This is a genomic window from Bacillus sp. FSL K6-0069 (assembly GCF_038007785.1).
Taxonomy (GTDB): domain Bacteria; phylum Bacillota; class Bacilli; order Bacillales; family Bacillaceae_G; genus Bacillus_A; species Bacillus_A mobilis.
The window spans coordinates 4239845-4261031 of sequence record NZ_JBBOXN010000001.1 but is presented as its reverse complement, the minus strand read 5'-3'; the positions used below and the strand labels follow the sequence as shown (position 1 = coordinate 4261031).

General features: G+C 36.7%; 23 protein-coding genes and 1 other annotated feature. Of the genes, 20 read left to right on the top strand and 3 right to left on the bottom strand.

The window, feature by feature from the left end; genetic code table 11:
* The first annotated feature begins 40 nt into the window (after nt 1-40).
* The 20 genes from radC to pheA all read left to right on the top strand — a co-directional run bounded on the left by radC (nt 41) and on the right by pheA (nt 18681).
* Nucleotides 41-718: a DNA repair protein RadC gene (radC, locus tag MHB74_RS21885; protein WP_001013378.1), complete on the top strand. Its 678-nt coding sequence runs from the start codon at nt 41-43 to the stop codon at nt 716-718.
* Between the two features lie 157 nt (nt 719-875).
* Complete coding sequence (gene mreB / locus MHB74_RS21880; protein WP_000466737.1) at nt 876-1895, top strand: cell shape-determining protein MreB; 1020 nt, start codon at nt 876-878, stop codon at nt 1893-1895.
* A gap of 41 nt (nt 1896-1936) precedes the next feature.
* Nucleotides 1937-2788, top strand: coding sequence for a rod shape-determining protein MreC (gene mreC, locus MHB74_RS21875; RefSeq protein WP_061677151.1), 852 nt, complete (start codon nt 1937-1939; stop codon nt 2786-2788).
* A gap of 14 nt (nt 2789-2802) precedes the next feature.
* Nucleotides 2803-3348, top strand: a complete 546-nt coding sequence (gene mreD, locus MHB74_RS21870) for a rod shape-determining protein MreD (RefSeq protein ID WP_061677153.1) — start codon at nt 2803-2805, stop codon at nt 3346-3348.
* A 35-nt stretch (nt 3349-3383) separates the two neighbouring features.
* Nucleotides 3384-4070, top strand: a complete 687-nt coding sequence (minC, locus tag MHB74_RS21865) for a septum site-determining protein MinC (protein ID WP_000391511.1) — start codon at nt 3384-3386, stop codon at nt 4068-4070.
* Between the two features lie 2 nt (nt 4071-4072).
* Nucleotides 4073-4870, top strand: coding sequence for a septum site-determining protein MinD (minD, locus tag MHB74_RS21860; RefSeq protein ID WP_000503310.1), 798 nt, complete (start codon nt 4073-4075; stop codon nt 4868-4870).
* A gap of 133 nt (nt 4871-5003) precedes the next feature.
* Nucleotides 5004-5750: a stage IV sporulation protein SpoIVFA gene (spoIVFA, locus tag MHB74_RS21855; RefSeq protein WP_061677155.1), complete on the top strand. Its 747-nt coding sequence runs from the start codon at nt 5004-5006 to the stop codon at nt 5748-5750.
* Nucleotides 5743-6603: a stage IV sporulation intramembrane metalloprotease SpoIVFB gene (gene spoIVFB / locus MHB74_RS21850; protein ID WP_061677157.1), complete on the top strand. Its 861-nt coding sequence runs from the start codon at nt 5743-5745 to the stop codon at nt 6601-6603. Before spoIVFA ends, spoIVFB begins: the two co-directional genes overlap by 8 nt.
* Before the next feature lie 67 nt (nt 6604-6670).
* Nucleotides 6671-8059 (top strand): Rne/Rng family ribonuclease, encoded by a 1389-nt coding sequence (locus tag MHB74_RS21845; RefSeq protein WP_061677159.1) that lies wholly within the window; start codon nt 6671-6673, stop codon nt 8057-8059.
* Nucleotides 8060-8136: 77 nt separating this feature from the next.
* Nucleotides 8137-8214 (top strand) — a sequence feature (ribosomal protein L21 leader region).
* 14 nt (nt 8215-8228) lie between these two features.
* Nucleotides 8229-8537 carry a 50S ribosomal protein L21 gene (rplU, locus tag MHB74_RS21840; RefSeq protein WP_000270907.1) on the top strand — a complete coding sequence of 103 codons (309 nt, stop codon included), beginning with the start codon at nt 8229-8231 and terminating at the stop codon, nt 8535-8537.
* 11 nt (nt 8538-8548) lie between these two features.
* Nucleotides 8549-8893 carry a ribosomal-processing cysteine protease Prp gene (locus tag MHB74_RS21835; protein WP_061677162.1) on the top strand — a complete coding sequence of 115 codons (345 nt, stop codon included), beginning with the start codon at nt 8549-8551 and terminating at the stop codon, nt 8891-8893.
* 3 nt (nt 8894-8896) lie between these two features.
* Nucleotides 8897-9187: a 50S ribosomal protein L27 gene (gene rpmA, locus MHB74_RS21830; RefSeq protein ID WP_000944957.1), complete on the top strand. Its 291-nt coding sequence runs from the start codon at nt 8897-8899 to the stop codon at nt 9185-9187.
* A 63-nt stretch (nt 9188-9250) separates the two neighbouring features.
* Nucleotides 9251-9799, top strand: coding sequence for a sporulation initiation phosphotransferase B (locus MHB74_RS21825; RefSeq protein WP_061677164.1), 549 nt, complete (start codon nt 9251-9253; stop codon nt 9797-9799).
* Nucleotides 9799-11085 carry a GTPase ObgE gene (gene obgE, locus MHB74_RS21820; protein ID WP_061677166.1) on the top strand — a complete coding sequence of 429 codons (1287 nt, stop codon included), beginning with the start codon at nt 9799-9801 and terminating at the stop codon, nt 11083-11085. The genes MHB74_RS21825 and obgE overlap by 1 nt, the downstream gene beginning before the upstream one ends.
* Before the next feature lie 138 nt (nt 11086-11223).
* On the top strand, nt 11224-11931 hold the full coding sequence (locus tag MHB74_RS21815) for a response regulator transcription factor (RefSeq protein WP_061677518.1): 708 nt from the start codon (nt 11224-11226) through the stop codon (nt 11929-11931).
* Entirely contained in the window at nt 11921-13003 is a 1083-nt protein-coding gene (locus tag MHB74_RS21810) for a HAMP domain-containing histidine kinase (RefSeq protein WP_061677168.1), read from the top strand. Before MHB74_RS21815 ends, MHB74_RS21810 begins: the two co-directional genes overlap by 11 nt.
* Before the next feature lie 93 nt (nt 13004-13096).
* On the top strand, nt 13097-13873 hold the full coding sequence (locus MHB74_RS21805; RefSeq protein ID WP_000114530.1) for an ABC transporter ATP-binding protein: 777 nt from the start codon (nt 13097-13099) through the stop codon (nt 13871-13873).
* Nucleotides 13848-15770, top strand: coding sequence for an ABC transporter permease (locus MHB74_RS21800; protein WP_061677170.1), 1923 nt, complete (start codon nt 13848-13850; stop codon nt 15768-15770). Before MHB74_RS21805 ends, MHB74_RS21800 begins: the two co-directional genes overlap by 26 nt.
* A 49-nt stretch (nt 15771-15819) precedes the next feature.
* Nucleotides 15820-17733, top strand: coding sequence for an ABC transporter permease (locus MHB74_RS21795; RefSeq protein WP_061677172.1), 1914 nt, complete (start codon nt 15820-15822; stop codon nt 17731-17733).
* Nucleotides 17734-17829: 96 nt separating this feature from the next.
* Nucleotides 17830-18681: a prephenate dehydratase gene (gene pheA, locus MHB74_RS21790; protein ID WP_061677174.1), complete on the top strand. Its 852-nt coding sequence runs from the start codon at nt 17830-17832 to the stop codon at nt 18679-18681.
* Between the two features lie 62 nt (nt 18682-18743).
* Here pheA and MHB74_RS21785 read toward each other — a convergent pair whose 3' ends face one another.
* The 3 genes from MHB74_RS21785 to MHB74_RS21775 form a co-directional block, all read right to left on the bottom strand.
* Entirely contained in the window at nt 18744-19391 is a 648-nt protein-coding gene (locus MHB74_RS21785; RefSeq protein WP_061677176.1) for an MOSC domain-containing protein, read from the bottom strand.
* 83 nt (nt 19392-19474) lie between these two features.
* Nucleotides 19475-20017, bottom strand: coding sequence for a transcription repressor NadR (locus MHB74_RS21780; protein WP_000812273.1), 543 nt, complete (start codon nt 20015-20017; stop codon nt 19475-19477).
* A complete protein-coding gene (locus tag MHB74_RS21775; protein ID WP_061677178.1) occupies nt 20017-21159 on the bottom strand; it encodes an IscS subfamily cysteine desulfurase in 1143 nt (380 codons plus the stop codon). The genes MHB74_RS21780 and MHB74_RS21775 overlap by 1 nt, the downstream gene beginning before the upstream one ends.
* Nucleotides 21160-21187: the final 28 nt, after the last annotated feature.

The window sequence follows — 21187 nt, the reverse complement described above, 5'->3', positions numbered from 1 at the left end:
TGGGATTTTCTTTGAGAGAACAAATAAAAGGGGTGGAGAAATGAACGGTATTCGTGATGTTGTCAAAGAAGAACAGCCACGAGAGCGTTTATTGTTAGAAGGAGCAGGAAGTTTATCGAATCGGGAGCTTCTTGCGGTGTTACTCAGAACAGGTTCTAAAGAAGAAACAGTTTTAAAGTTATCAGATAAAATTTTACATCACTTTGATGGTTTACGTATGTTGAAAGATGCAACGTTAGAAGAGCTTGTCAGTATACATGGTGTTGGGATTGCAAAGGCAGCCCAGCTTATAGCTGCTTTTGAACTTGGTAGAAGAATGGTACGTTTAGAATATCAAAATAGATACAGCATTCGAAGCCCAGAAGATTGTGCGAGATATATGATGGAAGAAATGCGCTTCCTGCAGCAGGAGCATTTTGTATGTTTATATTTGAACACAAAGAATCAAGTTATACATAGGCAAACGATTTTCATTGGAAGTTTAAACACATCAATTGTACATCCAAGGGAAGTTTTTAAAGAAGCGTTCCGCCGTGCAGCAGCCTCTATCATATGTCTTCATAACCACCCTTCAGGAGATCCCACGCCGAGCCGAGAGGATATTGAAGTAACAAAACGCTTAGTAGAATGTGGCCAGATTATCGGAATTGAAGTGCTTGACCATATTATAATAGGTGACCATAAATTCGTGAGTTTAAAGGAAAAAGGTCATATTTAAGACTATGCTTTTTACTTATTTTGTTTTATAATGTGATTTATGAGTTTTTTGTAGAAATTTATCTACAAGAAGGATAAAGATATAAAAAACGTACTGTTTTTATAATATAAAGTAAGAAAAAATGAGTCCGTGAAAACAAGAAAGGAAGATAAATAATATGTTTGGATTTGGTGGCTTTACTCGCGATCTTGGAATAGATTTAGGAACTGCGAACACGCTTGTATATGTAAAAGGAAAAGGTGTAGTTTTACGTGAACCTTCAGTAGTAGCATTACAAACTGATACGAAACAAATCGTTGCTGTAGGTAGCGATGCAAAACAAATGATTGGTCGTACACCAGGAAACGTTGTGGCACTTCGCCCGATGAAAGACGGTGTAATTGCTGATTACGAAACGACAGCAACAATGATGAAATATTACATTCAACAAGCTCAAAAATCAAATGGATTCTTCTCACGTAAACCATACGTAATGGTATGTGTACCGTCTGGTATTACAGCTGTAGAAAGACGTGCAGTAATCGATGCGACTCGTCAAGCGGGTGCTCGTGATGCTTATCCGATTGAAGAACCATTTGCAGCAGCAATTGGTGCAAACTTACCTGTTTGGGAACCAACTGGTAGTATGGTTGTTGATATCGGTGGTGGTACAACAGAAGTTGCAATCATTTCTTTAGGTGGTATTGTAACAAGTCAATCAGTTCGTGTTGCTGGTGATGATATGGATGATTCAATCATTCAGTACATTAAGAAAAGCTACAACTTAATGATTGGTGAAAGAACAGCTGAAGCATTAAAATTAGAAATCGGTTCTGCAGGCGAGCCAGAAGGTATCGAGCCTATGGAAATTCGCGGTCGTGATTTAGTAAGTGGTTTACCAAAAACAGTACTAATTCAGCCAGAAGAAATCGCAGATGCATTAAAAGATACAGTAGATGCAATTGTAGAATCTGTTAAAAATACGTTAGAGAAAACTCCACCTGAATTAGCGGCAGACATTATGGACCGTGGTATCGTATTAACAGGTGGCGGAGCATTACTACGTAACTTAGATAAAGTGATTAGTGAAGAGACAAATATGCCAGTTCTTGTTGCAGAAGACCCATTAGATTGCGTAGCAATTGGAACGGGTAAAGCATTAGACAATATCGATCTTTTCAAAACTGCTGCTCGATAATATTGCAAAATAAAAATCAATGAAATTAAGAGGGTGTGAACGTGCCACAGTTTTTCTTAAACAAAAGATTAATTGTTTTGTTAGTTAGTATTATTCTTCTCGTGGCATTGATTGGAATCTCATTGAAAGAACGGAACAGTTTAACATGGCCAGAGCAGTTTGTTAAAGACACTGTCGGTGTTGTAGAACGTGTATTCCAAAAGCCAGCGAAATACGTAGCTGGATTCTTCGAAAATGTAGAGGATGTAAAGCGCACGTATGAAGAGAATAAAGAATTAAAAGCAAAATTAGATAATTATGCAGGTTTATCAGGGAAAGTAAAACAATTAGAAGATGATAACAAGAAGTTACAAGAGTTAACGGGTAAAAAAGAGTTAAATAGCCAATATACTGAAATTCCAGCTACTGTTGTTTCTCGTAATCCAGATAAATGGTACGATTTAATCGGAATTGATAAAGGAGCACAGCAAGGAATTAAAAAAGATATGGCTGTAGTAACTTCACAAGGTCTAGTTGGACGAGTGAAAAGTGTATCTCAGTTTACATCATCAGTAGAATTGCTAAGCTCTATGAGCCGAACAAATCGTGTTTCTGCTATCGTACAAGGTGATGAGAAAATCTTCGGATTGATTGAAGGTTACGACAAAGAAAAGCACTTACTTCTTTTCACAAAGATTGGCTCTGATGCTAAGGTAGCGAAAGATCAATTAGTTGTAACATCTGGACTTGGTGATATTTTCCCGAAAGGTCTTGTAATTGGGACAATCGTTGATGTGCAGCCAGATCCATACGGCTTAACACAAACAGCTTATGTAAAACCGGCCGCTGACTTGAATGACGTAGAGCATATTGTGGTTGCTAAACGTGCAACGCCTTCAGCGCCATTAGAATAGGAGGGGGAGAAGAGATGATGAAGATTTTAAAAAGAGCAGCTCTTCCTCTTTTGCTCCTTTTTGTTTTTCTATTTGAAAATATGTTTGCAACTATCGTTCCAACAGAGGTTTTTTGGAAAGACAGTATAGCAGCACCTCATTTCTTTATAATTGTGTTATGTTTTATTACTGTGTACTATAGTCCGGTCCAAGGGATTTATTACGGACTCTTATTTGGTTTCTTATTTGATACCGTATACACAGAACTTGTCGGTATATATATTTTTGCGTATCCGATTTTAGCTTATTTAGTTTATAGTGTGATGAAGGTATTACAATCAAATTTATTTATTGTTGCTTCTATTGTACTAGCTGGTATTGTAGCACTAGAGTATTATGTGTATGGATTTTTAACTTTGTTAGGACGTACTCATATGTCAGCGTATGTCTTTTTCACAGATCGTCTCCTGTCTACTGTATTGCTAAATGCAATTTTCTTATTGATAGTTTGTTTCCCACTGAGACGATATTTAGTGCGTCTTTCAAAAGCGATGGAAGAAAAAGAAAAAAGGATTTTCTAATTTTATGTCGAATTGAATCGGTGGGGTGAACTTTAGTGGAAGAAAAAAAGCAACAAAATGTAACAATAAAAGGGACAAAAGACGGAATAACGCTTCATTTAGATGATTGTTGTTCATTCTCTGAATTACTAGAGGAATTGGATGAAAAGCTTTCTACACATTACTATGATGGTGATGGGCGCTCTTTAATTGAAGTGCATGTGAAAGTGGGAAATCGTTATTTAACAGAAGTCCAACAAGAAGAGATTCGTACGTTAATTCGTAATAAAAAGAATCTTGTTGTGGATTCAATTGAAAGTGATGTTATAACGAAAGCAGAAGCAATAGCTTGGAAAGAAGAAACAGAAATTGTCCCTATTTCCAAAATTGTTCGCTCTGGACAAGTTTTACATGTAAAAGGAAATTTATTGTTAATTGGAGATGTTAATCCAGGCGGAACGGTTATCGCTGGGGGGAATATTTTTGTCGTAGGATCATTAAGAGGAATTGCACATGCTGGGTATTATGGGGATTCGGATGCTGTAATCGCTGCATCTGATATGAACCCGATGCAACTTCGAATTAGTGATGTGGCAATGCGGGCTCCGGAAGAGAAAGAAGACGGAGCGGAGGCGGCAGAATGTGCGTATATTAATGAGAACAATCACATTGTTGTCGATCGACTGCAACTTCTCACTCATCTTAGACCTAATTTAACAAAGTTAGAAAGGGGAATTGTATAGCTGTGGGAGAGGCAATAGTAATTACATCTGGAAAAGGCGGAGTAGGTAAAACTACAACGTCTGCGAACATTGGTACAGCCCTAGCGTTATCTGGAAAGAAAGTGTGCTTAATTGACACAGATATCGGTCTTCGAAACTTAGACGTAGTAATGGGGCTGGAAAATCGTATTGTATTTGATCTTGTTGATGTCGTTGAAGGGCGTTGCCGTTTACCTCAGGCGCTTATTAAAGATAAGCGTTTTGATGATCTTTATTTATTACCTGCAGCACAAACGAGTGATAAATCAGCGGTAACACCTGAACAAATGGATGAATTAATACAAGTATTACGACAAGATTATGATTACATATTAATTGATTGTCCTGCGGGGATTGAGCAGGGATTTAAAAACGCGGTAGCTGGTGCGGATAAAGCAATCGTTGTTACGACGCCAGAAGTATCCTCAATGCGTGATGCAGATCGTATTATCGGGCTTTTAGAAAAAGAGGATATTGAACCACCAAAACTTGTTATTAATCGTGTGCGTAGTCATATGCTTCATGAGCAGGATATGTTAGATGTTGATGAAATCGTACGTACATTGTCAATCGAGCTTCTTGGTGTTGTCGAGGATGATGATGAAGTTATTCGTGCTACAAATACAGGTGAACCTGTAGCGTTGCAACCGAGCGGAAAAGCAGCGTTAGCTTATCGTAATATTGCAAGACGCTTGTTGGGTGAGAATGTACCATTGCAAGCGTTTGAACAAGAAAAGGTATCGGTATTTACAAAGATGAAAAACTTCTTTGGAATCCGTTAAAAGCACTTCGCGCATATGCGAAGTGCTTTCTTTTTTCTTCACACGAATATCTTTCTTTCTTAGCTCATACATATGTACAAACTGTATACAACTGTTTCTATTTTAATTAGCTTAAAGAAAGAAAGGAGACAGTATGAAGAATAAACGTGTAGAAGAAATTAAAAAACGGATTGCGAAAAGGAAGGCAGAGCAAGAAAGGATGGAGGAAGAGCAATATTTTGCTGGAGGGAATTTTGATAGTGAAACAGTATTTATTGAAGATGGAGAAAAAGAAATTCATCCTTTATTTCGAAAAGAAGTATTTTTCTTCAAAGTTTTGTTATCAGCAATATTAGTTCTTTCTGTCGCTATTTTATATAAGAATGCACCCTCTTCTTTCGATAGTGCTAAAGCTGTTACAGAGAAAGTGATGAAAGAAGAATTTCAGTTTGCTACTGTAGCGAAATGGTACGAAAAGCAGTTTGGAAAACCGCTCGTATTTTATTCACCTACTGAGAAAAAAGAAGGAACCATTCAGCAAAAAGATTATGCAATTCCTGCTTCCGGAAAGGTAATGCAAGGGTTTCAAAAAAATGGCCAAGGTGTATTTGTTCAAACAGCTACAAATGCAACTGTTGAGTCAGTGAATGAAGGGCTAGTTGTTTTTGCAGGAAAGAAAGAGGAACTTGGTAATACAGTTCAAATTCAGCATGCAGATGGAACGGAATCGTGGTATGCGAATTTAAATGACATGTCAGTGAAATTATATGATTACGTTTCAAAGAAACAAAAAATTGGAACGGTGAATAATGATGCAGATAATAAAAATGGTAAGTTTTATTTCGCGATAAAAAAGAATGAAAAATTTATTGACCCGATTCAGGTGATTTCATTTGATTAAATATAGAGAAGTTTTAACGAAGATTTCAGTGCATCCGTTGTTTTGGGTTATTATTGCCATTGGTATTTTTACAGCACGTTTTAAAGAGTTACTACTGTTATTTTGTATCGTTCTTATCCATGAACTTGGGCATGCCTTTGCGGCGGCACACTACAATTGGCGTATTAAAAAGATTCAACTTTTACCGTTTGGTGGTGTGGCTGAGCTTGAGGAACATGGGAATAAGTCATTGAAAGAGGAACTCGTTGTCGTAATTGCAGGACCTATACAACATATTTGGATGATGGCGGTAGGTTATATAGTGTTTGAAGCTGGTTGGCTTGGTGCGGATTTATATTATTTCTTTATGTGGAATAATATAATTATTTTAGCATTTAATTTACTGCCTATTTGGCCGCTTGATGGCGGGAAAGTATTGTTTAACGTATTATCATATCGTTTTCCTTATTTACAAGCACATGAAAAGATGATGAAATTATCATGTGTTTTTTTTAGTGTAATACTAATATGGCAGTTACTTTGGAATAGTAACAATATTATGATGTGGGTACTACTCATATTTTTAGCGGTGTCGTTATATCAAGAGTGGAAACAAAAACAGTATGCCTTTATGCGTTTTTTATTAGAACGTTATTATGGGAACAAAAGAGGAATTGAAAAGATTGCACCTATTGAAGTGCAATCAGAAGATCGTTTATATACGATCTTCACAAAATTTCGTAGAGGGTATAAGCACTCTATTATCGTCCATGGAAAATATAAAGAACATTACACATTGGATGAAAATGAATTACTCTATGCGTATTTTACTGAAAAACGAACAACTTCATCGGTTGAAGAATTAATCGGTTAGTGTTGACGATAGCACTAACCTTTTATTATTGTAAAAGCAAAGAAGATTATAAAGTGAGGAAAGAATTTTGAAAACGTTATATATGAACTACGCAGGATCGGAAAAACGCGTTGCAATTGAAGAGAAGAAAAAAATTGTTGAGTTTTTATGGAAACGAAATGAAGAACAAGAGATTGTTGGGCATATTTATGCCGGACGTATCGTAAGAACAATCGCTGGAATGAACGCAGCATTTGTAAACATCGGTTTAGAAAAACATGCGTACCTTTCATATGATGATGTACCATCTTCCTATCGTATACATGAAGGGCAAGCGGTACTCGTACAAGTTGTGAAAGAGGCGATTGATACGAAAGGGCCGAAATTGACAGCAAACATAGAATTTACCGGGAAATATGTCGTTTATATGCCATATGATGAAATGCGTGCAGTTTCTCGAAAGATAAAAAATAATAAAAGAAGGCAACAGCTACTCCAAATTGAGGTAGAAGGGACAGGAGGGTACATTTTCCGCTCTGCTTCTGAAAAAGGAGAAATTGAAGAAATACAAGCTGAAATGCAAAGGTTACAGCAGTTATATGAAGAGTTAAAAAGAAAAGAGGGCCAGGGAAAGGCACCGTTGTTACTTCATCGACCGGCCACCTTTTTAGATCGTGTATTTCAAGAAAATCCAATTGAAACGATTGAAAAAGTAGTTGTAGATACAAGAAGTATAGTGAAAGAATTAGAAGAAAAAGTAGGAAAAGAAAAAGTATCTTTTTATAATGAAAAATCTTCAATGTTTAACCATTTTGGAATAGAGCGTGAGATTGAGAAAGCACTTCAAAAAATTGTGTGGCTCCCGAATGGTGCTTATTTAATTGTGGAACAAATGGAGACGATGACTGTAATTGATGTGAATACGGGCAAGTTTACTGGAAAACAAAATTTACAAGATACAGTTCTTCGTACAAATGAGGCGGCAGCTGAAGAGATTGCACGTCAATTAAGATTGCGTGATATCGGTGGTATGATATTAATTGATTTTATTAATATGAAAAGAAGAGAAGATAAAGAAAAGGTAAGAGAATGTCTCATGGCTGCTATGCAAAATGATCGCACATATACAAGGGTGCTCGGTTTTACAGAGTTAGGGATTTTGGAGATGACACGTAAACGTAAGAAACATTCTTTACGCGACGTATTGCTAGAAGAGTGTGTACCGTGCAAAGCAACGGGATATGTAATGTCATATGAAACAATTGCGTACGAGTTAGAGAGAGAGCTAATTACATATGGCGATATAGAGGATGAGGCAGTATTAATCGCTGCACCTAAAGAATTACAAAAACAATTTTTGCAAAAAGAATTACAAAAAAATATTCCATTTGAAATTTATTTCAAAGATGATATGATCGAAAAGTACGCCATTATCCGTTTTGGAAGCAAAAAAGAAATTGTAGAACGGAAAAAATAGTTAGCAGAACATTTATTGACAACCGTCTATGATTCATGATAACATCTTTATGTTATAGTTTATAGCACCTAAACGGCTATATGCTACAACCGCACAAAACAGGTTCCCTAAAGACATTTATGTCTACCTCGTTTTTGGCGAGTCTTAGTAATTAAGAGGAGGTGCAAGTATGTACGCAATTATCGAAACAGGTGGAAAACAAATTAAAGTTGAAGCTGGTCAAGCAATCTACATTGAAAAATTAGATGTTGAAGCTGGTGAAACTGTTACTTTTGACAAAGTTCTTTTCGTTGGTGGCGAAAACGTTAAAGTTGGTAGCCCAGTTGTAGAAGGTGCAACAGTTACTGCGAAAGTTGAAAAACAAGGTCGCGCTAAGAAAATCATCGTTTTCAAATACAAAGCGAAAAAGAACAATCGTAAGAAACAAGGTCATCGTCAACCTTACACTAAGCTAGTTGTTGAAGCTATCAACGCTTAATCCAGGTTAACATGATTAAAATTACGATAAGTCGCACGAAATTAGGAAGTATCCAATCATTTAAAATGACTGGACATGCCAATTATGCGCCACATGGACAAGACCTTGTCTGTGCTGGAACTACAGCGGTTGTGTTTGGTTCTATAAATGCAGTGGAAGAACTTTGTAATGTGCAGGCAACTATTGAACTCGGAAGTGATGGCGGATTCTTAACGTATGAATTGCCTAATGATTTAGACGTTCATGCAGCAGAAAAAGCACAAACGCTTTTAGAAGGATTGGTTGTTTCGCTTAAGACGATCGAACTTGATTACGGAAAGTATATCCGTTTAATAGAAAAAGTGCAGGAGGTGTAACGTATGTTAAGATTAGATCTTCAGTTTTTCGCATCTAAGAAAGGTGTAGGTAGTACAAAGAACGGTCGTGACTCTCAGTCAAAACGTCTTGGTGCTAAACGCGCAGATGGTCAAACGGTTTCAGGTGGTTCAATTCTTTACCGTCAACGCGGTACAAAAATTTATCCAGGTGTTAACGTTGGTCGTGGTGGCGATGACACTTTATACGCGAAAGTTGACGGCGTAGTACGCTTTGAGCGTCTTGGCCGTGACCGCAAACAAGTGAGCGTATATCCTGTTGCTCAAGAAGCATAAGAACTCACGGAAAACTCTAACCTGAGTGCAGGTTAGAGTTTTTCTATATTAAGGGGTATCTAAATGAATGAAAAATGGACAATTATAGATGCATTGCGTCATTCAAGACATGATTGGCTCAATCGTATGCAGATGGTGAAAGGAAACCTTTCCCTTGGAAAAGTGGAAGAGATTCATAGTCTCATCGATCGTTTTGTCCAAGAAGCGAGACAAGAATCCAATCTGATAGGGCTATCAATGCCTTTATTTTCAGAGTGGATTTTAACATATAATTGGAAACAGCAGCCGTGCTTATTGGAGTACGAAGTATTAGGGAAATTACATAACTTATCTCACTTAGATGAGACTGTATGTACATGGACGAATCAATTTTTCTCAATGCTTCAGCATAGTTTAGACGTATATGTTGAAAATTATGTTTGTATCACAATTGAATGTGACGCGGAGAATGCTCGTTTCTTTTTTGATTTTCGTGGTAAGCTAACGAGTGTAGAAGAACTACAGAATTGGCTTGCGACCCAAAACAATAAATGGTATTCCATTTCTTATACAGTACGAGACGAAGAAGTCTCAGTTATATTACAACCAATTGAAAAAAGTGTGGTGAAATAATGTTTGTAGATCAGGTCAAGATATATGTAAAAGGCGGCGACGGTGGTAACGGAATGGTTGCGTATCGTCGTGAGAAATATGTACCTAAAGGTGGCCCAGCAGGTGGCGACGGTGGTAAAGGTGCAGATGTTGTTTTCGTTGTTGAGGAAGGCTTACGTACATTAATGGACTTCCGCTACCAACGTCATTTCAAAGCTGATCGTGGTCAGCACGGAATGAGTAAAGGTCAGCACGGTCGTAAATCTGAAGATTTAATCGTAAAGGTTCCACCAGGAACAATAGTAAAAGATGAAAAAACAGGACAAATTCTTGCCGATTTAGTAACGCATGAGCAAACAGCTGTAATCGCAAGAGGTGGCCGCGGTGGCCGTGGTAACTCACGTTTCGCAACAGCAACGAATCCAGCGCCTGAAATCGCTGAGAACGGGGAACCAGGTCAAGAACGTGATGTCATTCTAGAACTTAAAGTGCTAGCGGATGTTGGACTTGTTGGATTCCCAAGTGTAGGTAAATCTACATTATTATCTGTTGTATCATCAGCGCGTCCGAAAATTGCAGAGTATCACTTTACAACAATCGTTCCAAATCTTGGTGTTGTTGAAACGGGTGATAACCGCAGCTTCGTTATGGCTGACCTTCCTGGACTAATTGAAGGTGCACATGCCGGCGTCGGACTTGGACACCAATTCTTACGTCATATTGAGCGTACACGTGTAATCGTACACGTTATTGATATGTCTGGTTTAGAAGGCCGTGAACCATATGAAGATTACGTAACAATCAATAATGAATTAAAAGAATACAATATGCGTTTAACAGAGCGTCCACAAGTTGTTGTTGCAAACAAAATGGATATGCCAGATGCAGAAGAAAACTTACAAGCATTTAAAGAGAAAGTGGGAGACGAAGTAAAAATCTTCCCAATCTCAGCTGTAACAAAACAAGGTGTTCGTGACTTATTATTTGAAGTAGCGAACTTATTAGAAACAACACCAGAATTCCCAATGTACGATGCTGTCGAAGAGTCTGAAGCAAGTGTAATGTACAAATTTGATGCTGAAAGCCTTAAATTTGAAATTACACGTGAAAGTGACGGCACATTTGTTATTTCTGGTTACGATATTGAGAAGACATTCAAAATGACAGACTTCTCACGTGATGAATCTATACGTCGTTTCGCTCGCCAAATGCGCGGAATGGGTATTGATGAAGCGCTTCGTGCACGCGGTGCAAAAGATGGAGATATTGTAAAAATTCTTGAATATGAATTTGAATTTATCGACTAAGACTGCCGAAATATGGCAGTCTTTTTTTTATGTAAATGTCTGATTCGTATAGGAAAAAATACCCACTAATTAAATTTTCAATTTATAATAGAACAAGGAGTGGTGTTGGAAGAATTTTTTTATGGGGAGAAAACGAACATGTATAAAATATTAATTGTAGAAGACGATGAAAAAATAGCGGGAATATTAGAGGAGCATTTAGAAAGGTATGGGTATCAATCATTTAGAGCAAGTGATTTACGTCATATAAAAGATGAGTTCGTCAAAATAAATCCGCATCTCGTATTACTGGATATTAATTTACCATACTTTGATGGGTTTTATTGGTGTCGTCAAATTCGTACTGTATCGAATGCGCCGATTATTTTTGTTTCTGCAAGAACAGGGGAAATGGATCAAGTAATGGCAATTGAAAATGGCGGTGATGATTACATTACGAAGCCTTTCCATTTAGATATCGTAATGGCAAAGGTGAAAAGCGCACTTCGCCGTGGGTATGGTGAGTATGCCTCTGTTGCTGAGAGTGATTGTTTAGGTGTAAATGGACTGTTGTTATTCCCGTCACAACACATTGTTGAGTGGCAGGGGCAACAAACGGAGCTGACAAAAAATGAATTTTACTTATTAGAGTGTTTAATGAAACAAGCAAATCAATATGTAACGCGCGAAGAACTGTTAGAAGCCCTGTGGGATGAGGTAGCTTTTGTTGATGATAATACATTAACCGTTAATGTAAAACGCGTAAGGAAGAAACTAGAGGAGCTAGGCATTGAGAATGCGATTGTAACGAAACGTGGATATGGTTATGCGCTTCTTACAGAGTGGGGCGAAGGGCATGAAGGTTAAAAATTACCTCATGGACCGCTTTTCTTTACTTCTTTCTTATATTGTTAGCCTTTGTTTATTTGGGCTTGTACTGCAGTTGCAAAGTCTTTTAGAAAAACGATCCATTGATTGGAGTACGTGGTTATATGGACTTTTATTAGGGACAGTTGTATTTGCTGTATACCTCATTTACGATTATCGAAAACGGAGTGTGTTTTTAAATAGGATTGAAAAGTATGTTACTGGCGGAAATACATTACACGATTCTTTACTTATTGATACTTCTTATACGTCAGAGCAAGAGATGGTCGTTGAATCGTTTACGCTATTAAGACAGCAATATATGAATGAAATTCATAAACAACATGCGAAAGAACAACAGCAAATGATATTTATGAACCAGTGGATTCATCAAATGAAAACACCAGTATCGGTTATAGAATTACTGTTACAGAAGTTTGGTAAAGAGCATCGTGAAGCAAGAGCAACAGTTGAAAGTATTCGTGAAGAAAATAACCGTATACTAAATGGTTTAGATTTAGCGTTACATATGGCAAGGTTAGAGCAGTTTGCGAAAGATTATAAAGTAGAAGTAGTAAATGTGGTAGATATTATTCGAGGCATTATTAATGAAAATAGAAAGTCGTTCATTCAATCGTCTGTATTTCCGAAAGTAATGTTTGATGAAGATACTTGTATGGTTGCATCTGATAGAAAATGGCTCAGTATTGCTATAGGGCAAATTGTTGTAAATGCAATTAAGTATACGAAAATTTCAGAAGCAGAGAAAAAGGAAATTCAATTTCAAATTGAAGAGAAAGACCAAAAGGTGTTATTACATATTAAGGACAATGGAATTGGTATCCCAGAGCAAGATGTAAAGCGAGTATTTGATCCGTTCTTTACAGGAATAAATGGCCGTAAAACGAGAGAAGCGACTGGGATGGGTTTATATATTACGAAGGAAATTTGTGATAATTTACATCACGGTATTTATGTGCAATCGGCTGAAGGGGAAGGGACAACATTCACGTTCCAATTTGCAAAAGATGAAGAATATCATACATTAATGAGAAAAATGACAAAACTGTAAGATAACAAAACGTTTTGTAAGGGAAATCACTCGTTTCTATTTCTTATTTTTCTTATAGTAAATGTAAGAAGAAAACACATAGGGGGATTAGAAATGAGTGTTCTTGAAGTAAAAGGATTAACGAAGGTGTACCAATCAAAAGGTTCAGTAGCGACGACTGCTTTAAATGATATAAATTTTAAAATAGAAGAAGGCGAATTTGTAGGGATTATGGGTCCTTCAGGAAGCGGGAAAACAACGCTTTTAAATTTATTAGCAACAATTGATAAGCAAACTTCCGGTCATGTGCTTGTAAATGGCGAAGAAATTAATCAAATGCGTGCTGCAAAATTAGCGGAGTTTCGCCGTACACATTTAGGGTTCATTTTCCAAGATTTTAACTTACTTGATACGTTATCGATTAAAGAAAATATCATTTTACCACTTGTCATGGCGAAGAAATCTGTAAATGAAATCGATGCAAAGGTGCTTGAGATTGCAAAGTTTTTAAATATCGAAGAAATTTTAAATAAAAAAGTATATGAAGTATCAGGTGGACAACAACAACGTGCAGCAGCAGCGAGAGCAATTATTCATGAGCCTACGTTAATTTTAGCGGATGAACCAACTGGAAACTTAGATTCGAAGTCAGCAAAATCATTAATGAGCGCGTTGCAAGACTTACATGAACAAAAGAAAGTAACAATTGCAATGGTAACGCATGATCCAGTAGCGGCGAGTTATTGCGAACGTATTCTATTCATTCGCGACGGAGAAATTTTCTCAGAAATACATAAAGGAAGAACGAAACAAGCATTTTTCCAAGAAATTCTGGACGTACTTGCGATGCTAGGAGGAGAATATCATGAACTTTCGCCAGCTCGCGCTTAATAACGTAAAAGGAAATTGGCGTAATTATAAAGCGTTTCTTATAAGTAGTTGCTTATCGATAGTCGTATTTTTCATGTATGCTTCCTTTATTTATCATCCAGATGTCGTAAGCGGTAATATTAGTATGAGGGAGATGATTTCAAAAGGATTAGAATCGATGAATTATATTGTAGTCATCTTCTCAGCACTCTTTATTTTATATGCAAATTCAACATTTTTACGAGCAAGGAAAAAAGAGTTTGGTCTACTAACATTAATAGGCGGAACAAAATCTCAACTTGGACGAATGATTATATTAGAGCAGCTTATGTTAGGTAGTATTGCAATTGTAGTAGGTATTGGGCTTGGTATGCTTTGTTCAAAATTATTTTTCCAAGCATTAAGTGTAATATTGAAAATAGATAAAACACTTCCACTCGTATGGAATAGTAAAGCAGTTTTGATTACAGCGGGTGTATACTTTATTCTATTTTTAATCCTATCATTGTTTAGCGTGTGGGCAGTAGGACGCTTGCAAATTATTGATTTATTAAGAGAAGCAAGAAAACAAAAAGTAGAACCTTTTGCATTTACATGGTTATGTATAGCGGGGATAGGATGTATTATTGTTGCATATGTACTTAGTTTCCAAGTGACATTTATGAATTTTATCATTCTATTTTTACCGATTGTAGGGCTGACGATAGGCGGAACGTATTTACTGTTTACACAAGGCAGTACAGTCGTATTAAAGGCGTTACAAAAACGAAAAAAATCTTTTTATACATATCCAAATATGTTCGTACTTAGCAATCTGATTTATAAAATGAAAGATAATGCTCGTTTTCTATTTGTAATTTCTATCATTACGGCCGTTGTATCTTCAGCAGTTGGTACACTATACGTATTCTTTGAGGATATGAGTTATAAGGCAGTAACTAGTACCCCGCATGCTATTTCGTATGAGGAAAAAGGAATAAATACGCATAATGTCATAAAAGAAGGAAAAACAAAAGAATTAATAAAAAAACACGGATTTGAAGAAGCGCGAGAAGTAACGTACGTAAAACTCCCTGGAACTCAAAAAATCACGATGTTTAACGGTGAACATGAAGTACCAATGGCGATTGTTTCAGAAAAAGAATATAACGCTGAAGTGCGTAAACAAAAGAGAGAGCAAGTTAGAGAAGTTCATAATGCACCAGGTAGTGCAACGATGGTCATAATGGATATGGCGAAAGATATGATGAAGGTGGATCTTACGAAACCATATGAATTTAAAATGAACGGACAAATGCAGTCTGTTCAATTAAATGAGCCAACTTCATTTTCTGTTTTTAATGATAGTGAATATCTCATTGTGAATGATCAAGATTTTGAGAAATACGCAAAGCTCGTACCAGATGAAGAAAAGACGAAATATTACGGTTATTATATAGAAGATTGGAAAAGTACCGAAGATCTTGTGTTAGATTTGAAAAAGGAAATTGCACCAGATAAGCAAGCGGAATTAAACAACTCGGTGCTCACTTATAAAAATATAAGGGAATCAGGAGCAATTACGATGTTCATCGGTTTCTTTGTAGCGGTACTGTTCTTCTTCTTCGCTTGTAGTATGACATACTTTAAGTGGTTTAATGATAAAGAGCAAGATCGTATTCAATTTAAATCGTTAAAGAGAATCGGTATGACAGATAAAGAAATTCGAAAAATTGCAATTCGACAAATGGGTGTTATCTTCTTTATCCCAATTGTAATCGGTGCAATTCATAGTGGATTTGCTCTTCATACGTTAGGGAAAATGCTTTATATCGATTTATGGAAATCGGGTGCGATTGTAATTGGGGCATACGTTGTAGCTTCTGCGATTTACTTTATGATCGCGCAAAGGGGATATTTGAAACACGTGCAAAGCTAGGGAAACCTCTAGCTTTTTGGCTATGTAGTAAGTTATAGGGGGACGATAGATGAACATTCGGCAACTAGCGCTGCAAAATATAAAAGGAAATTGGCGTAATTACAAAGTGTTTTTCTTAAGTAGTTGTTTTGCAATATTTGCGTCTTTTGCATACATGTCTGTTATTGTACATCCGTATATGCAAGAGACGATGTGGTATCAAAATGTACGCTGGGGATTTATCATATGTAATGTTATAATCATTTCTTTTTTCGTCATATTTATTTTGTATTCTACTTCTATTTTTATAGAGGCACGTAAGAAAGAGTTAGGATTATATATGTTAATGGGAGCAACGAAATCAAACGTAATAGGAGTGATTATGACCGAGCAAATGTTGATCGGGGTATTTGCTAATATTTTCGGTATAGGGATTGGCATGATCTTTTTGAAACTCTTTTTTATGGTGTTTAGCATGCTAATGCGTCTTCCAAAAGAACTCCCTGTCATATTTGACGTGAAAGCGATTGGGGTAACGTTTATTACATATATGGTTGTTTTTATTCTGTTATCTTTTATAAGTGCTTTACGTATATGGAATATAAAAATCATTCGGTTATTGAAAGAATTTCGAACTGATAAAAAAGAGAAGAAACCATCAATGTGGCTTTGTATATTCGGTTTTATTTGTTTAGGGATAGGATATGCGTTAGCGTTGCAAGCGACGATGCCAACGATAGCGTTATATTTCTTTCCTGTGTCTATACTTGTCTTTTTGGGAACGTACTTTTCTTTTACACACGGTACAATCCAATTGTTAGAAATGATTAAACGAAATAAAAAGATTATGTATACATATCCGTATTTATTTATAGTGAATCAATTGTCACATCGAATGAAGGAAAATGGTCGCTTTTTCTTTATGCTTTCTATGGCAACGACATTTGTAGTTACGGCAACAGGTACGGTGTTCTTATATTTTTCTAGCATGCAAGATATGTGGCGGGATGGGGGCGCACACTCATTTTCATACATAGAAAAAGGTATTTCTACCCATGAAGTCTTTGAGGAAGGTACGGTTGAACAATTATTGGACCAATATGGGTATGATGATTTTCAAACTATGAGTTTTGTTGGAGTGTATGCATCTTTTCAGTCCAATAAAGGAGAAACAGAAGTAGCGCCACTCATTAAAGAAAGTGAATACAATCAGGAGGCAAGAAAACAAAAACAGAAAACGTATCATCCGAAAAAAGGAACAGTTACACTTGTTTATTATAATAAAAGTAAGTATCCGAATGTATATAATCAAACAGAGATTCAATTACAAGTAATGAATCAAACGTATCAATTCGTATTTAACGGTCAGAAAGAAGGGGCGCAATTTAATTATCATCTCGCGCACATTAACGGTTTGTTTTTCGTCATGAATGATGAAGACTTTGACAGTATAGCAAATAAGATTCCTGATTCTGAAAAGATGATATATAGAGGCTACACATTACCGAATATCGAAAATACGAAAAAATTAAATGAAGATTTACGGAAACATATGAAACAAGATGATAATAACGCATTTCGAAGTAATATGGAGTTATATGTGAATATGAAAGAGTTCGGCAATATTACTCTATTTATAGGCTCATTCATTAGTATATTATTTTTCCTTACATCATGTAGTATCGTATATTTTAAATGGTTTCATAATATTTCATCGGATAGAAAGCAGTACGGGGCACTCTCTAAACTGGGAATGACGAAGGAAGAAGTATGGAAGATTTCTCGCTGGCAATTGTGTATGCTATTTTTTGCGCCAATTATAGTAGGGAGTATGCATAGTGCAGTTGCGTTATATACGTTTCATAATACGCTCTTTATGGATGGCTCATTAAGAAAAGTAGGCTTGTTTATTCTATTTTATATCGCTGCGTGCATCATGTATTTCTTTTTCGCTCAAAGAGAATATAGGAAACATTTAGACTAGCAAATGCTAGTCTTTTTTTAATATTCGAAATTTACATAGAAGAATATAAAAAAGTATGGTATAACAGTAAGAAAACGAAAAAGAGGGGAAAAGACGATGATTCGAGTAGGATATTTAGGACCAGAAGCAACATTTACAAATATGGCGGTGAGTCGTTTTTTTCCGGAAGCAGAGCATGTACCGTATCGCACGATTCCAGATTGTATAGATGCAGCTGCAGATGAAAATGTAGACTTCGCAGTTGTACCGTTAGAAAATGCTATAGAAGGTTCAGTGAATATAACGGTTGATTATCTTGTACATGAGCAACCACTTTCTATTGTAGGAGAAATTACAGTACCTATTCAGCAACATTTACTTGTACATCCGCAGTATGCAAAAGTGTGGGAAGAAGTATATGCAGTGCATTCTCATCCGCACGCTATTGCGCAATGTCATAAGTTTTTAAATGAAGAATTAAAAGGGGTCACTGTCCGAGATATGACATCAACAAGTGCTGCTGCACAATATGTGAAAGAACATCCTGAAGAAAAAATCGCTGCTATTGCAAATGAAGCAGCTGCAGAAAAATACGGATTAACGATTGTAAGACGTAGTATTCATACGCATAAAAATAATCATACACGCTTTCTCGTGCTGCATAAGAAAAAGAAAGCGATACTCCCAAATAACGGAGAAAACCGCGGAGAGAAAACGACGCTTATGATAACGTTACCTGCTGATTATGCAGGGGCACTATACCAAGTGTTATCAGCTTTCGCATGGAGAAAATTAAATCTATCAAAAATCGAATCTCGCCCGATGAAAACAGGTCTTGGAAATTACTTTTTCTTAATCGATGTCGATAAAGCATACGATGATGTATTATTGCCAGGCGTAACGATGGAACTTGAAGCGCTCGGTTTTTCTGTTACTGTGCTGGGGAGTTATTCTTCTTATTGGTTGTAAGGGGGGGGAGGTTATACCGTCTGATAGATAAATAAAATCCCACCTATAAATGGTGGGATTCTTTATTTTAACTTCGCAAGACGATCTTCTAACTGACCACGCCAAATATCAGCTAGTTCTGGAACAGCAAGAATCCTTTCAATGCCATCTTTATCTTTTCTATTATGAAAATAAATTTCGTTAGAGAATAAAACAGATACATTGCTCGGTTGACGTTCTAGTAATGTAATTTTTGAATCTTTACGTACAGTACCTTCTTGAAGAACACGGCATAAGTAGCCAGTAAATCCAGTTGCTACAATGCGCGGCAAAATGCCAGGGATGCCAAGACGTTTTGAAATTGTGCTACAAGGTACGCGGGCTTGCGTCACTTGAATGATTGCTTCACCTAGTTGATATGTATCTCCGATGCAAACATCACGCTCTAACATATTTGTTACGGTAAAGTTTTCGCCAAATGTGGAAGCTGGAAGCGTTGTTTGAAATTCCTCTTCCCATAGTGCGTAATGCTCATGTGGGTATACACAAACAGCGCGATCAGGCCCACCGTGATGTTTTAAATCTGCTACGTCATCACCAAGGAAGCCATCTTTTGAGAGAAAAGCTTCTTCTGTAGAATCTTTACATATACCTGTTATCATTTCTTTATCTTCGCCATATTTCATTTGTTTCGGTTTGCCAATGCTAAAGTGAACGAGTTCAATTCCCATATGTGATCTCCTTTACGATTGATTACAATATTATAGCACTAAAAAAGCACAGAGAATGATAAAAACTCTGTGCTTTGCATGAATTAATAAACGAGAAATCCTGCTTTATCTAGCGCCTTACAAGCAGCGTCTAGCTTTTCTTTAGAATCTGCTTCAATTGTATGTAAGTGAATACCATCTGTTAGTTGCGAAAGATAGGAAGCATTTGTGTTTTCGATTTTTTGTAAATATTGCTCTACATCAAAGCGATTACTTACCATGATGGATGCTGTTAAGTCACCGTATACAGGATGCTCAACTTTTACATCTTTAATCGTAACGCCGTGGTCAACAAGCATTGTAAGTTCCTGACGTACTTCCGCTGGTTTATGTTGGCATACGATTACGCGTTCGAAAGCTTGTTGTTTCTCTTGTGGTTTTAAATATAAATATCCTTGAGCAGTTGCAATAATCGGTTCGTTTCGTGCTTTGAGTAAGGAAATATCTTGCACGATCACTTGTCGACTTACGTTTGTCTTTTTCGATAGTTCATTCCCAGATAACGGTTCATTTGCAGCAAGAAGCCACTGAAGGATAAGCTGTCGTCTTTCTTCGCCTAAAATCTTTTTTTGTTCATTTTGTTTCATTATGATTTAACACCTCTATAAAATTGATTTCCAATTGTGTGTAGTGCATGAATAGTAGTATCAATTTGATCTTTCGTTGTTTGTTGCCCGAAAGAGAAGCGGACATATTGTTTCGCCTCTTCATACGTTTTTCCAATTGCAAGCATTGTTTTCGAAGGTTCTTGTTTACCGACTTGGCAAGCACTTCCGGTGGAAATGGCAATACCATGGCGATTACATTCTAGCATTGTATATTGACCTTCTATTTCTTTTATTGTAACCCCAATAATATGTGGTAAACAAGAAGTAGAATGACCTTCCACTTGAATTTCTAGAGGAAGTGTTTGTAATCGCTCTAAAAAGTAGGATCGTAACTCTTTAAAACGTAAGTTTTCTTCCTGTTGATTTTTTAATATATTCTCAGAAGCTGTTAAAAAAGATGCGATGCCAGGAACGTTTACTGTACCTGGGCGAAACCCTTTTTCGTGAGAAGTTCCCGGAAATATTTGTGCCCAGCGAACTTGCGGATTTATATAGCAAGCACCAACACCCTTTGGTCCGTATATTTTATGTGCTGAAACAGAAAGACTATCAATTCCCATCTCAAAAACATTGATAGGAAGTTTACCAAATGTTTGCACACAATCTGAATGAAATAAAACGTTATATTTTTTTAAAAGTGCTCCGATTTCTGCGATGTTTTGAACGGTTCCAATTTCAGAATTTCCGTGCTGTATGCTTGCTAGAACAGTATTTTCTGTAATAGCTGTTTCTAAATCATCTAAATGAATGAGCCCGCCTTCATCAACAGGAATTTCAGTAATTGTATACCCTTCTGATTGTAAGGATTGAAAATAACTTCGAATGGATGCGTGCTCCATAGGTGTTGTAATAATATGTTTCTCGCTTCTAGCCTTTAAAAGGGATTGAATCGCAAGGTAGTTGGATTCCGAACCACCGCTCGTGAAGAATACCCCTTGTTCCTTTCCACCAATCATGTCAGCAAATGTTTTTCTGCAAACTTGTAGTAAAGAAGAAGCTGTTCCTCCAATATCATGTAAACTTTGTTCATTTCCGAAGTATTGCGATGCTGCTTTCATATATGTTTGTAACGCCTCTTCACTCATAGGTGTAGTAGCTGCATAGTCAAGATATATCATCATGTAAGTTCCTCTCCCTAGTAAGAGTTAC

Bases quoted from the DNA above. Each gene is read 5' to 3' on its own strand.
- radC (WP_001013378.1), top strand. From the start codon at position 41: ATGAACGGTATTCGTGATGTTGTCAAAGAAGAACAGCCACGAGAGCGT.
- mreB (WP_000466737.1), top strand. From the start codon at position 876: ATGTTTGGATTTGGTGGCTTTACTCGCGATCTTGGAATAGATTTAGGA.
- mreD (WP_061677153.1), top strand. From the start codon at position 2,803: ATGATGAAGATTTTAAAAAGAGCAGCTCTTCCTCTTTTGCTCCTTTTT.
- spoIVFA (WP_061677155.1), top strand. From the start codon at position 5,004: ATGAAGAATAAACGTGTAGAAGAAATTAAAAAACGGATTGCGAAAAGG.
- rplU (WP_000270907.1), top strand. From the start codon at position 8,229: ATGTACGCAATTATCGAAACAGGTGGAAAACAAATTAAAGTTGAAGCT.
- MHB74_RS21835 (WP_061677162.1), top strand. From the start codon at position 8,549: ATGATTAAAATTACGATAAGTCGCACGAAATTAGGAAGTATCCAATCA.
- rpmA (WP_000944957.1), top strand. From the start codon at position 8,897: ATGTTAAGATTAGATCTTCAGTTTTTCGCATCTAAGAAAGGTGTAGGT.
- MHB74_RS21825 (WP_061677164.1), top strand. From the start codon at position 9,251: ATGAATGAAAAATGGACAATTATAGATGCATTGCGTCATTCAAGACAT.
- obgE (WP_061677166.1), top strand. From the start codon at position 9,799: ATGTTTGTAGATCAGGTCAAGATATATGTAAAAGGCGGCGACGGTGGT.
- MHB74_RS21815 (WP_061677518.1), top strand. From the start codon at position 11,224: ATGTATAAAATATTAATTGTAGAAGACGATGAAAAAATAGCGGGAATA.
- MHB74_RS21810 (WP_061677168.1), top strand. From the start codon at position 11,921: ATGAAGGTTAAAAATTACCTCATGGACCGCTTTTCTTTACTTCTTTCT.
- MHB74_RS21805 (WP_000114530.1), top strand. From the start codon at position 13,097: ATGAGTGTTCTTGAAGTAAAAGGATTAACGAAGGTGTACCAATCAAAA.
- MHB74_RS21800 (WP_061677170.1), top strand. From the start codon at position 13,848: ATGAACTTTCGCCAGCTCGCGCTTAATAACGTAAAAGGAAATTGGCGT.
- MHB74_RS21795 (WP_061677172.1), top strand. From the start codon at position 15,820: ATGAACATTCGGCAACTAGCGCTGCAAAATATAAAAGGAAATTGGCGT.
- pheA (WP_061677174.1), top strand. From the start codon at position 17,830: ATGATTCGAGTAGGATATTTAGGACCAGAAGCAACATTTACAAATATG.
- MHB74_RS21785 (WP_061677176.1), bottom strand. From the start codon at position 19,391: ATGGGAATTGAACTCGTTCACTTTAGCATTGGCAAACCGAAACAAATG.
- MHB74_RS21780 (WP_000812273.1), bottom strand. From the start codon at position 20,017: ATGAAACAAAATGAACAAAAAAAGATTTTAGGCGAAGAAAGACGACAG.
- MHB74_RS21775 (WP_061677178.1), bottom strand. From the start codon at position 21,159: ATGATGATATATCTTGACTATGCAGCTACTACACCTATGAGTGAAGAG.